Origin of the sequence: Mucilaginibacter sp., assembly GCF_039921305.1 — a bacterium.
Classification (GTDB): domain Bacteria; phylum Bacteroidota; class Bacteroidia; order Sphingobacteriales; family Sphingobacteriaceae; genus Mucilaginibacter.
Genome location: NZ_JBDSCA010000079.1, coordinates 24,068 through 35,853 on the forward strand (window position 1 = coordinate 24,068; position 11,786 = coordinate 35,853).

The 11,786-nt window shown below is 41.4% G+C and carries 11 protein-coding genes and 1 pseudogene; 9 read left to right on the forward strand and 3 right to left on the reverse strand.

Annotation, left to right across the window (positions count from 1 at the left end):
- The first annotated feature begins 122 nt into the window (after positions 1-122).
- The 5 genes from ABIN91_RS22560 to ABIN91_RS22580 all read left to right on the forward strand — a co-directional run bounded on the left by ABIN91_RS22560 (position 123) and on the right by ABIN91_RS22580 (position 3,641).
- Positions 123-683, forward strand: a complete 561-nt coding sequence (locus ABIN91_RS22560; protein WP_348053884.1) for a DUF296 domain-containing protein — start codon at positions 123-125, stop codon at positions 681-683.
- Positions 684-780: 97 nt separating this feature from the next.
- On the forward strand, positions 781-1,662 hold the full coding sequence (gene sucD, locus ABIN91_RS22565) for a succinate--CoA ligase subunit alpha (protein ID WP_348053885.1): 882 nt from the start codon (positions 781-783) through the stop codon (positions 1,660-1,662).
- A gap of 117 nt (positions 1,663-1,779) precedes the next feature.
- A complete protein-coding gene (locus tag ABIN91_RS22570) occupies positions 1,780-2,868 on the forward strand; it encodes a hypothetical protein (protein WP_348053886.1) in 1,089 nt (362 codons plus the stop codon).
- Complete coding sequence (locus tag ABIN91_RS22575; protein ID WP_348053887.1) at positions 2,868-3,128, forward strand: hypothetical protein; 261 nt, start codon at positions 2,868-2,870, stop codon at positions 3,126-3,128. The genes ABIN91_RS22570 and ABIN91_RS22575 overlap by 1 nt, the downstream gene beginning before the upstream one ends.
- A gap of 111 nt (positions 3,129-3,239) precedes the next feature.
- Positions 3,240-3,641, forward strand: coding sequence for a methionine-R-sulfoxide reductase (locus ABIN91_RS22580; protein ID WP_348053888.1), 402 nt, complete (start codon positions 3,240-3,242; stop codon positions 3,639-3,641).
- Here the strand turns inward: ABIN91_RS22580 and ABIN91_RS22585 are convergent.
- Complete coding sequence (locus tag ABIN91_RS22585; protein ID WP_348053889.1) at positions 3,638-4,780, reverse strand: hypothetical protein; 1,143 nt, start codon at positions 4,778-4,780, stop codon at positions 3,638-3,640. The genes ABIN91_RS22580 and ABIN91_RS22585 overlap by 4 nt on opposite strands.
- A gap of 175 nt (positions 4,781-4,955) precedes the next feature.
- Here ABIN91_RS22585 and ABIN91_RS22590 point away from each other — a divergent pair, with 175 nt between their 5' ends.
- The 4 genes and pseudogenes from ABIN91_RS22590 to ABIN91_RS22605 all read left to right on the forward strand — a co-directional run.
- Positions 4,956-6,305 (forward strand): oligosaccharide flippase family protein, encoded by a 1,350-nt coding sequence (locus ABIN91_RS22590; protein ID WP_348053890.1) that lies wholly within the window; start codon positions 4,956-4,958, stop codon positions 6,303-6,305.
- A 60-nt stretch (positions 6,306-6,365) separates the two neighbouring features.
- The gene (locus ABIN91_RS22595) at positions 6,366-7,031 is read left to right on the forward strand and encodes an HAD family phosphatase (RefSeq protein ID WP_348053891.1); all 666 of its coding nucleotides are present in this window, start codon (positions 6,366-6,368) and stop codon (positions 7,029-7,031) included.
- A 188-nt stretch (positions 7,032-7,219) separates the two neighbouring features.
- Positions 7,220-8,746, forward strand: coding sequence for an alpha-L-fucosidase (locus ABIN91_RS22600; RefSeq protein WP_348053892.1), 1,527 nt, complete (start codon positions 7,220-7,222; stop codon positions 8,744-8,746).
- 97 nt (positions 8,747-8,843) lie between these two features.
- Positions 8,844-9,035 (forward strand): annotated as a pseudogene (locus tag ABIN91_RS22605) (IS3 family transposase); the annotation flags it as partial.
- Between the two features lie 415 nt (positions 9,036-9,450).
- On the opposite strand, the gene ABIN91_RS22610 reads toward ABIN91_RS22605, so the two are convergent.
- Together ABIN91_RS22610 and araA are read right to left on the reverse strand one after the other, a co-directional pair.
- On the reverse strand, positions 9,451-10,146 hold the full coding sequence (locus ABIN91_RS22610; RefSeq protein ID WP_348053893.1) for a helix-turn-helix transcriptional regulator: 696 nt from the start codon (positions 10,144-10,146) through the stop codon (positions 9,451-9,453).
- Positions 10,147-10,279: 133 nt separating this feature from the next.
- Positions 10,280-11,785 carry an L-arabinose isomerase gene (araA, locus tag ABIN91_RS22615; RefSeq protein ID WP_348053894.1) on the reverse strand — a complete coding sequence of 502 codons (1,506 nt, stop codon included), beginning with the start codon at positions 11,783-11,785 and terminating at the stop codon, positions 10,280-10,282.
- Between the last annotated feature and the right edge of the window lies 1 nt (position 11,786).

Consider the following 11,786-nt stretch of genomic DNA (forward strand, 5'->3'; position numbering starts at 1 on the left):
CGGAGGGTTGTGTCCTTTCTGCGATATGCTTCGTCGCGCGGAGAACACACCCCTGCTACTACACTGCCCAACGCGCCCCCTCTCAAGAGGGGAATAAAAAAAACAACATAAAATCACATCACATGAAAAAACTACTACCCTTAATCCTCTTCGCCCTAACCTTCAACCTTGCATTCGCGCAGGAAGAATACGTAAAACCCGGCCAAACCATCGCCAAAAACGCCGCCCCTGGTATGAAGATCAAACTACTCAGCGAAACCGGCCGTGGTGTAAAAACCTACGCCATCATCCTCAACCGTGGCGATGATATCCTATCCGGCTTAACCGAGTTTGCCGAAAAGTATCATGTAACCTGTGCACATTTCTCAGGTTTGGGTGCTATAAGTTCTGGCCGCTTAGGTTGTTACGATCGCGAAAAGCAAATGTATCACATCATCCCCGTTAAGGGCCAGGCCGAAACGGTTTCCTTTTTAGGGAACATTGCCATGTTTAACGGCAAGCCTACTGTGCATGTGCATATGGCTGTTGCACAAAGCAGTGGAATATTGCTTGGTGGCCACCTGTTCCAGGGTACGGTATGGCCTACTTTAGAGATCACCCTAACCGTTGAACCTACCGCGCTTTACAAAAAGAAAGAGATGGATACAGGCTTCGCATTGGTTGACCCTAACCTAACAGAATAAAGTATATCGTAAAATGCCGTTTTACATCAAATTTAGCACAATTATCTTTTGACTTTATAGTCAATAAGTTTAGCTTTGCGATACAAAAATAAAAACCATGAGTGTTCTCGTAAATAAAGATTCTAAAGTTATAGTTCAGGGGTTTACAGGTAACGAAGGTACCTACCATGCATCGCAAATGATTGAGTACGGAACCCAATTGGTTGGTGGTGTTACGCCAGGTAAAGGTGGCCAAAGCCATTTAGACCGCCCTGTGTTTAACACTGTTGCCGATGCCGTTAAACAAACAGGTGCCGATGTATCTATCATTTTCGTACCTCCCGCTTTTGCTGCCGATGCTATTATGGAAGCTGCCGAAGCAGGTATTAAAGTTATTGTTTGTATCACCGAAGGTATCCCAACTAAGGATATGGTTCAGGTTAAAGAATACATCAGCGATAGAGATTGCCGTTTAATTGGCCCTAACTGCCCAGGTATCATCACTGCCGACGAAGCTAAAATTGGTATCATGCCGGGCTTTATCTTCAAAAAAGGTAATGTAGGTGTGGTTTCAAAATCAGGTACGTTAACTTACGAAGCCGTTGACCAGGTTGTTAAAGCTGGTTTAGGTATCACTACAGCTATCGGTATTGGTGGCGATCCGATCATCGGAACTCCAACTAAAGAAGCTGTTGAACTATTAATGAACGACCCGGAAACTCACGGTATCATTATGATTGGTGAAATTGGTGGTGGCATGGAAGCCGAAGCTGCATTGTGGATCAAAGCTAACGGTACTAAACCTGTTGTTGGTTTCATTGCTGGTCAAACCGCGCCTCCGGGCCGTCGTATGGGTCACGCTGGTGCAATTGTTGGCGGTGCTGATGATACTGCTGCTGCAAAAATGAAAATTATGGCCGAGTGCGGTATCCGCGTTGTAGAATCACCTGCCGAAATTGGTGCTGCTATGGCCGAGGAATTAGCTAAGCTTGCAAAGTAAGTATTAGTACATAGTATTTAGATATAGAAGATCCTGGCCCTATAGGCCGGGATTTTTTGTTGATGTAAGGTTAGTTTATATTAAAAAGATATATTTATAGCAACAAATTAACCATAAATGGATACTGCACTTTGGGATAAGGTAGTCAATTTTAACATCGACGGGGTGGTTAGTGAATATTGTTTTACCACCCGCCTGGAGAACGAAAATTACTGGACCGCTAACTTTGCCGCTGCCGCTATATTAGAGTATAAAAAGTTTATGTACCTGGCCGCGGTGTCCGACGGTATGGTTTCACCATCCGAGATTGTGGATATTGTTTGGCACCAGCACTTGGTATTCACCAAATCGTACGATGAATTTGGTGAGCTATTGGGCAAAAAGATACAGCACATCCCATCAACTCATCATAAAAGCGAATTCAGTAAATTCAAATTAGCGGGAGACAGGACGAAGAAACTCTATAAAGAAACCTTCGGTACCCAGCCTGCCGAAATTTGGGAACATGATACCCTATACTATCCTTTGAATATGGAGAAAGCCAAATTCAATACCGTAAAGCTGATCAGCATTGGTATCGTACTATTTATCCCTCTGTTTTTTGCTGCTTACTTTTGCCTTTATCCGATATATATAACCATCCACAATCCCGATTTTATGTTGGGGTATACCAGTATCGCCGTAGCCGCTTTTGTAAGCCTTTTGCTCTATAATCATACCAAGCTCAACGCAATGATTATGCAATGGAGCAAATACGCGTTCGCGTTTACTTTAACACCGCTGGAATTGGTTTATTTACAGAATAATGAGATCGAACCCGTTATTCATGGTGTTGTTAATCAATTGATACTAGATAATCGCCTTTCGGTTGAACCGGATAACAACCTTGCCGTGATCAATGATTCGGGCATTAGCGATCCGGTTTTATTTTGCGTGCTCCAAACGGTAAGCGCAAATCCACAAATGGCTTATTACAAATTGGTCAACATCTTAAAACAAAAACCCGCCTTTAACAAAACCGCCCGTGCAATGGATGCTTTTCAAAAATATGTAAGCCGGTCAAAGCAATTTATCCGGTTGTTCAGTTTAAATTTCATCATAAGCGGTATGGTGCTCACACTTGGCGCCATAAGGTTGGCAACGGGTGTGGTTAGGGATAAACCGGTAACTTATATCACAATAGCTGTAGCGGTATGCTGGTTGTGATGATTTTTAACCTGTATTGGCTAACTATAGCTATAGGTAAAACCATTTTGCCTAAATATTATAACCGGTATATTGTATCCGAGAGGCCGGAATACCAACAGTGGGATTGGCAATATTTTTTGTTGGGTAATGCAGTTTTTGCATCGGTATTTATGCCTTTAACTAACTATGGTAACAGCGATAGCAGCGGTGGTGATTCCGGCTCGTCATGCGGTTCCAGTTGCGGAGGTTCAAGCTGCGGTGGTTGCGGTGGCGATTAAACAGGCTTGGGTCAGCAGTATGTAAATACTATTTAATTAGCCTGATAAACACTCAATTTGGTTTAATATTTGATCATATAAATAAACACTCAATCCATCAATCATTATAAAATGAACTACAATAAACTAACCCCCGAAGAGGAATACGTAATAGTACACAAAGGCACCGAGCGGGCATACACAGGCGAATACACCAACAACAAATTACCGGGCACCTATATTTGCCGCAGGTGTAATTCGCCCTTGTATTTATCTGCCGATAAGTTTGATTCGCATTGCGGATGGCCGAGCTTTGATGATGAGATACCCGGAGCCGTTGAGCGTGTTACCGATGCCGATGGCCGCCGTACCGAAATTGTTTGCTCAAACTGTGGCGCTCACCTGGGTCACGTTTTTGCAGGTGAAAGGTTCACCCCTAAAAATACAAGGCATTGCGTTAATTCACTATCCATGAAATTTGTTCCGGATAGCGAACAAGGCCCCGTTAACGATCAAACAGGAGTAACGCCCTAAGTGTTATTCCTGATCTTCAGAAAATCTTTCATTAGTTTTTTGAAAACGCGCCTGCTTATTTTACGGTCATAAAGTGGAATAAATTTCCAGTATCCACCGGTATTGAATATCCAGGGGAGCATACCTTTAAAATCTTTATGTTTAATACAGCGGCGTATGTCGCGGTCAAATATGGCAACTTCAACACGTTTGTCAACCGGTGTGGTTCCGGTTTCAATGTAAGTAAGGTCGTTGTTCATGATCCGCCTGATCCCGTCCGAAAAATCATACCCGGTAAACCTGGAGTAAGGCATCCACGAGTTGGTGCGCGCGTCAACTTCAATTAAATAATAAGTTTTCCTTTCGGGATGATAAACGTATTGTATACTAGCAAAGCTGTTCAGGCCAACGTTTTTACCCAGCGTTCGTAATAGCCCGGCTATGTCAACATCCTGATAATACTTACGCCGCGTAGTGAACGAAAACTTATCGTACATATAATTCAGTACTTCGCCAGTATTATAGGTTATCAGCTCGCCATCCCTAAAAAGGGCCTCTAAGCCAATATCTTCACCTTTAATAAATTCCTGCAAAACCAGGTTCGTTTTTACACGTACCTTATCCAGGCATTCCTGTAGTTTTGAAGCATCCTCGCAATACTGTATCCCAATGCCCGAAAAGCTGAAATCTTCTTTTAACAATATTGGGAAATCAAGTTTTTGTTTGATAACCTCAATATCCATTACTTCCGAGTAATTGATGTAGCGTGGTGTTGCAATCCCGTACTTTTCGCAAACGCTGGATAAGCCCGCTTTTGACGATAGGATATCCCGGTTTTCTATCTTATTAATAGGTAATATTTTTTTGAAGATTGCTTCCGACTCAATCGATTCGTTCATCAGCTTGATCGTAATATCCTCAAGCGGCACTATCCAATCATAATGGTCGGGCTTATCTTCAACCAATTTGAGCAATTGGTTTTTAAAGGTTTCGTGGTCCTCGCTGCTCTCTATCCAGTTATCATGGTAACGGTTGGTTAACAACCACGATGTTTTATTGCAAAAAACATCAACATTACAACCGGCCCTCTTAAACATAAAGGGGATCTCGCCGGTAGAATCAAAAAAACTCGCTATAGATACGAGCAAAACATTATACATATGATTTTTTATTATGTTATAGCGGTGTAAATCCCCTATAGCATTAGCCAATTGTGTTTATATACAGGTAATTGTTTCTACAGTAACACTAAATACTTTGCCCAAATATAAATATTTAACCATTTTTCTAAACCATTTTTTAATTTTTACGTATATCTGCTTAACTTGAGGCGCTATGCATATCCCTAAATTGTCAGATCTGAATAATAAACATGTTTTAGCATTGATAGGCAATTTAGTTATTGCTGTATTTAATGTTGTAACCATGGCGTTATTGCTCAGAACAATGACAAAGCCCGACGTAGGCGTATGGTTTTTCTTCCTATCTATCTACAGCCTGGCCGATGCTTTACGCAATGGTTTTTTATCAACAGGTACCATGAAATTTTACGCGGGTGTGGCCAAAGAGCAAGCTCAGGTTGTTTTAGGTTCTGTTTGGTTTTTAGCCATAGCGGTTTCAATTGGTTTGATGTTGTTAGATGCCTGCGCCATGCCTTTTATCAGTATGATACATAATGAGCAGGTAATACTGGTTATCAAATGGTTTGGTGTTACGGTATTAAGCTCGGTAGTGTTTAACGTAACCTTTTGGATATTAGTGGCCGATGAAAACTACCTGAGGATATTGGCACTAAGGTTTGTGAACAGCGGCTCAATGATTGTGGCTTTGGTTGTTATGCTGATATTGAAAAAGGGATCGCTCGAGAACCTGCTGATCATTAATTTTTTAACCAATTGCCTTACCAGTTTGGTTTGTGTAGTGTTTGGCTATTCGCGGATAAAAACGATATGGAACCGTACCCGCAAATCTATGACAGAGCTTGCCCATTTTGGTAAGTATAGCCTGGCTACTAACCTAAGCTCAAACTTATTGGGCAGCGCGGATACCTTTATTATAACGGCTATGCTTGGCCCTGCTGCATTGGCCATATACCAGGTACCTAATAAGCTGATGGAAATTGTTGAGATACTACTGCGCACGTTTGTAGGCACGGGCATGTCGGGCATGGCAATTGCACAAAATAACAACAACATGTCGCATCTAACCTATATTTCGCAAAAATATGCAGGTATGTTAACCTGGTTATTTATACCATTAGCCATAGGGGCATTCTTTTTTGCGGATTTGGCCATCTGGTTGTTAGCCGGTAAACAATACGTTGGAACAGAAGCGGCCAATATTTTCCGGGTGTTTATGTTTGTTGCCATACTTTATCCTATCGACAGATTTAATGGCGTTACGCTGGATATTATCCATTTACCACATATTAACTTTTACAAGGTGATCATCATGATCGTGGTGAATGTGAGCACTACATTTTTAGGCATCTATTTATTTAAAAATATATATGGTGCAGCCTGTACCTTCCCATTTGCCATAGTAGCCGGCCTGGGTTTTGGATATTATCATTTACAGAAACATTTACCAGGCTATTCAATCAAGAACATCTTATCTACGGGCTGGGTAGAATCTATCGCTTTTGTAAAAAAAATGACGCAAAAGTATGTCGGAGATAAGTCTTAATCTGCAATAAATACAGCTGTTATAAGTAAATTACGATACTTTTGCGATATAACATACGCAATGAGACCTACCTATAAAGCATTTATATTCGACCTTAATGGCACCATGATAAACGATATGGAATACCATACCCGTGCATGGCGCTACCTTTTAAATAACGATTTAGGCGGCAATTTTACCTGGGACGAAGTTAAACACCAGATGTACGGTAAAAATCCCGAAGTATTGGTTAGGATGTTTGGCCCCGATAAGTTCACGATGGACGAAATGGTTGCCCTATCTTACGAAAAGGAAAAACGCTACCAGCAAGAATACTTTACCGAATTGGCGCTGTTACCAGGATTGCATGAATTTTTAGAAGCCGCTTATCAAAAAGGAATCCCCATGGCCATAGGCTCGGCGGCAATACCGTTCAATATTGATTTTGTGCTGGATAACCTTAATATCCGCCACTATTTTAAAGCCATTGTGAGCGCCGATGATGTGGTACTCAGCAAACCCAATCCCGAAACTTATATCAAAGTTGCCCAAGCCTTAAACATTCCTGCCGAAGATTGCCTCGTTTTTGAAGATGTACCTAAAGGTGCCGAAGCCGCGCTCAATGCTGGGATGGATTGCGTGGTACTAACCACCACCCACTTAGCCAACGAGTTTGATGAAATGCCCAATGTAAAATATACCTCGCCAAATTTTACTGAATCATTTTTTGCTTCCTTATTAAACTGATTTTAGTATACAGGGAGTTGTTAAACAAGAAATGGTAGAATAATATACTATTATGCTAAAATAGTATACTTTATAATTTCTGTTATTGATTTGAAATAAAGCAAATTGCGGTATCAATATGTAGTGCGTTCTGTAAAAGGAATGTTCAATTAATAAACCATTAAATAACTTTATTACTCAAATCAATTATGAAGCAATCGCTTTTAAAGGCATTGGCGCTGTTCAATTGTTTAATTGTATTATTTACAGTTAATGTTTCGGCACAACAAAAAACTGATCACGGTGATCAATTTAAACCAACAGATGAATCACTAAAGCAATATCAATATCCCGAATGGTTTAGAGATGCCAAATTTGGTATCTGGGCACATTGGGGGCCGCAAGCCGTACCCCGCCAGGGCGATTGGTATGCTAAAAATATGTATGTGCAAGGCAGTGGGCAAAATAAATACCATGTAGCCAATTATGGCGCGCCATCTAAATTTGGTTACAAAGATCTTATCCCGCTTTGGAAAGCCGAAAAATGGGATCCTGCAAAGCTAATGGCACTTTACAAAAAAGCCGGGGCTAAATACTTTGTGAGTATGGGCTCACATCACGATAACTTTTTTTTATGGAACTCAAAAATACACCGGTGGAATTCTGTAAACATGGGCCCGCATAAAGATGTGGTTGGTTTATGGCAACAAGCTGCTAAAAAAGAGGGCTTGCGTTTTGGCGTATCGGAACATTTGGCGGCAAGTTTTAATTGGTATCAACCCAGTCATGGTGCTGATAAAATCGGTCCGTTTGCCGGGGTACCTTATGATGGTGCCGACCCTAAGTATCAAGACTTGTATCACCAAAAAGCTGACTCTGCAGATATAAAAAACTGGCTAACAAACGACCCGCGTTGGTTTAAAGAATGGTTGAGCGATGTTACCGAACTGATAGATAACTATCATCCTGATCTGCTTTATTCGGATAGCGCCCTTCCTTTTGGCGATGTTGGCCGTGCGATGTTAGCGCATTACTATAACTCAGATATGGCGAAGAATGGCGGGAAATTACAAGCCGTTTACACGCCTAAACAGCCATCAGAAGGTAAATGGGCACAGGATGTTGAGCGTGGCGTTTTGGATTCTATCAGCCCTTTCCCGTGGCAAACGGATACTTCTATTGGCGATTGGTTTTACAAAACAGGTCAGAAATATAAAAGCGCTGATGCTATTGCTCAGTTGCTGATGGATATTGTAAGCAAAAATGGCAATTTGCTTATCAACGTAGTGCAAACCCCCGAAGGTGACCTTGAACCCGACGTAGTTAAAATAGTAGAAACTTTTGGCAATTGGACAACCGCTAATGCCGAAGGTATTTACGCTACCCGCCCCTGGAAAATTTACGGCGAAGGCCCTTCAACCGTTAAAGCCAACCAGCAAAAAGGACGTTTCGGAGGTATAAGCGATAGCCATATTTATCAATCAACCGATATACGTTATACAACCAAAGGTAATACCTTGTTCGCTTTTTGTATGGCTGCTCCGGAGGGTGAAATTAAGATGGTATCCTTAGGCAAAAACTCCAAATATCTCGATAAACGAATAGCATCAGTAACGATGCTCGGCAGTAAAGAGAAACTAAGTTGGGTACAACAGGATGATGCCCTGGTAATTACCAAACCAGCAAATATGCCTGTATGGCAAGTAAATGGTTTTAGAGTAGATTTTAAGAAATAACAAGTCTTATAATAAAAAACCCTCGCTTTTGGCGAGGGTTTTTTATTATAAGATTAATGCATCGTCCTAAAATAAGTTGACACAAAAGTTGACTTATATGGAAAACGTATTTAAAAACAAACATTTCAGAAAGACACAAAAGGACTACAGTTTATCTTTCAAACTTGGATTGGTAAACGAAGTAGAAAAAGGGCAGCTCACTTACAAGCAGGCTCAAAAGAAGTATGGCATCCAGGGCCGTAGTACAATATTGGTTTGGTTAAGAAAACACGGTAGCTTAGATTGGAAAAGCAAAGCACCGATTAAGAGTAAACAACCACCACGAAAAAGATCAATGAACTGGAAGCAAAGATCAAGTGGCATGAACAGGAGTAAGAGATACTAAACCGGGCCATTGACATTGCCGATGAGGTATTCAATACCAATATTAGAAAAAAGTATTTGCCCCCCTGTCACAACAAGCTTTCGGGCAGCAGGGGAGAGAACAACCCGAAAGCGAATAGCAGCAACGTTGGGATATTCAAGGCAGTATTACTACAAGCAACAAAAGGAATTAGCTGTTGTTTATCATAACATGCATTTAGTTAAAGAACTGATAGACGCAGAACGTAAGTCATTACTTCGTTTAGGTACCCGTAAGCTATATCATAGGATCAAACCTTTGTTGATAGCAAACCATATCAAAATAGGTATAAGTAAGATATTCACTTCGTCAAAAACCTTTTCTCTGTGAATTTAACGTGGGTTATTTCCTTTGCAAAATCTCCAAGGGTGTGCTGACAATCCAGTTCGCGGGCGCGTTTGATGACGTGATGTTTGATGTCTTCCTCTGATAAATGGCGCGTTACCACCGGGATGGTACTACCAATGTTTGCCGATGCCAGGTCATCAAAAAAGGACTGTAAAATGTCTTTTTTATAAGTGGGTTGAGTTAAGAAAAAGTAAAACATGGCTTTTACCGGCTGCGACATTGGCCTGCTGCCATTTACCCATGCCGAAATATTGGTGCGATTGATGCCGGTCATCAAAGCCAGGTCTTTAACACGAACTCCTTTTTTTACCAGTCGCTCTTCAAGCCAGTTTGGGGTAACTACATTAACCACCACAGATTTGTGTGGATAGGCCTTAACAACCAAAAAAGTACCCGCAGTTAAATAGGGTTTAAAAATATTTTCGGTTATGGATACCATTTCATGCTCGTGCAGGTATGAACCACTCTGGGTTTTAGGCTGAATAACTTTTACAGAAATGCATTTGTATATATCAGAAATTTGTGTACTTTTAATTCTAAATTCTACGGAATCTTCTTCTTTCCATTCTCCAATAGCTATCTCCAATTCTAAAATTTGCTGCTTCGAGAAGATCTTTTCCAGTTTTTCAACCCCTAAAATTACTTTCATCTTTTTTTTAGAAAACTATTAAAAATATTGTAATTAACATTATTTAATGGATAATAAAATATTGTTAATTGGAATGTTTTATTGATATAAATATGTTGTAATTAACAATATTTTATGTATGATATAATCGAGATTAAAATTGCTTATTCATCTGATAATAAGCCTCACTCCAGCGCAACTCATTTTTAAACTGCGGGATATTAGTGTCTTTACCTATCAGTACAAATTCAATGTTGGCCATTTCGGCAAAATCCATTAATTGCTCTGATGATAAGTTTTGGCTGTAGCAGGTATGGTGCGCGCCACCGGCCAGTATCCATGCGGCACAGCCTGTTTTCATATCAGGTAATGGTTTCCATAATACACGGGCTACAGGTAGTTTAGGCAATTCGTTTTGCGGTGCTACAGCGGTTACCTCGTTAACCAATAAACGGAAACGGTTACCCATATCAATTAACGATGCATTAAGTGCCGGACCTCCACCAACATTAAACACCAAACGTACCGGATCAGCTTTGCCGCCAATACCTAAAGGATGGATCTCGCAATTAGCCTTACCTAAGGCAATCGATTCGCAAATTTCCAGCATGTGCGATCCTAATACCATCGGGTTTGATGGGTTAAAGTGGTAAGTATAATCTTCCATGAACGAGTTACCGCCTGCTAAGCCGCTTCCCATCACTTTCATGGCGCGTACTAAGGCAGCGGTTTTCCAGTCGCCCTCGCCGCCAAAGCCATAACCCTGGCCCATTAAACGTTGCGATGCTATGCCCGGCAATTGTGCCATGCCATGCAGATCTTCAAAGGTATCGGTATATCCCTTGTAGTTACCATCAACCAAAAAGGCTTTCATACCTAATTCAATTTTAGCAGCATCACGTAAAGAGGAATACTGATCGCCACCTTTACGCAACGATGGCACTACAGCATAAAGCTCTTCGTACTCGGCAGTAAGCCTGTCAATCTCGGCATCGCTTATCGCGTTTATCACCTTAACCAAATCGCCAATGCCATGTGTGTTTACCGAGTAGCCAAAACGCAGTTCAGCTTCTACCTTATCACCATCGGTAACGGCAACATAACGCATGTTATCGCCAAAGCGAACAAAGCGTGCTCCCTGCCAATCGTTCCATCCGGCGGCAACGCGTGCCCAGCCACCAATCTGGCTCAACACACTTTCATCCTGCCAGTGGCCAACTACAACCTTGCGGTTTAAACGCATGCGGCTCATCATAAAACCGAACTCCCTATCGCCGTGAGCGCTTTGGTTCAGGTTCATAAAGTCCATATCGATACTGCTCCAGGGGATATCGCTGTTAAATTGCGTATGCAAATGCAGCAATGGTTTTTGAAGAATTTTTAACCCCCTGATCCACATTTTGGCAGGCGAGAAAGTGTGCATCCACGCTACAACGCCGATACAGTTTTTAGCTACATTGGCTTCCTGTAAAGTGGCAAAAATTTCTTCGGTTGATTTTACGGTTGGTTTGAACACCACGCGCACCGGGATCTGTGATGCCGAATCCAGTGATTTTGCTATTTGCTGCGAGTGCTCGGCAACCTGCCTTAAGGTTTCTTCGCCATATAAATCCTGACTGCCGGTTACAAACCAAACTTCTAACTCTTTTAAATTGATCATT

Excerpts from the sequence above, each read along its gene's own strand:
- ABIN91_RS22560 (WP_348053884.1), top strand. The coding sequence starts at position 123 with ATGAAAAAACTACTACCCTTAATCCTCTTCGCCCTAACCTTCAACCTT.
- sucD (WP_348053885.1), top strand. The coding sequence starts at position 781 with ATGAGTGTTCTCGTAAATAAAGATTCTAAAGTTATAGTTCAGGGGTTT.
- ABIN91_RS22570 (WP_348053886.1), top strand. The coding sequence starts at position 1,780 with ATGGATACTGCACTTTGGGATAAGGTAGTCAATTTTAACATCGACGGG.
- ABIN91_RS22575 (WP_348053887.1), top strand. The coding sequence starts at position 2,868 with ATGATTTTTAACCTGTATTGGCTAACTATAGCTATAGGTAAAACCATT.
- ABIN91_RS22580 (WP_348053888.1), top strand. The coding sequence starts at position 3,240 with ATGAACTACAATAAACTAACCCCCGAAGAGGAATACGTAATAGTACAC.
- ABIN91_RS22585 (WP_348053889.1), bottom strand. The coding sequence starts at position 4,780 with ATGTATAATGTTTTGCTCGTATCTATAGCGAGTTTTTTTGATTCTACC.
- ABIN91_RS22590 (WP_348053890.1), top strand. The coding sequence starts at position 4,956 with ATGCATATCCCTAAATTGTCAGATCTGAATAATAAACATGTTTTAGCA.
- ABIN91_RS22595 (WP_348053891.1), top strand. The coding sequence starts at position 6,366 with ATGAGACCTACCTATAAAGCATTTATATTCGACCTTAATGGCACCATG.
- ABIN91_RS22600 (WP_348053892.1), top strand. The coding sequence starts at position 7,220 with ATGAAGCAATCGCTTTTAAAGGCATTGGCGCTGTTCAATTGTTTAATT.
- ABIN91_RS22610 (WP_348053893.1), bottom strand. The coding sequence starts at position 10,146 with ATGAAAGTAATTTTAGGGGTTGAAAAACTGGAAAAGATCTTCTCGAAG.
- araA (WP_348053894.1), bottom strand. The coding sequence starts at position 11,785 with ATGATCAATTTAAAAGAGTTAGAAGTTTGGTTTGTAACCGGCAGTCAG.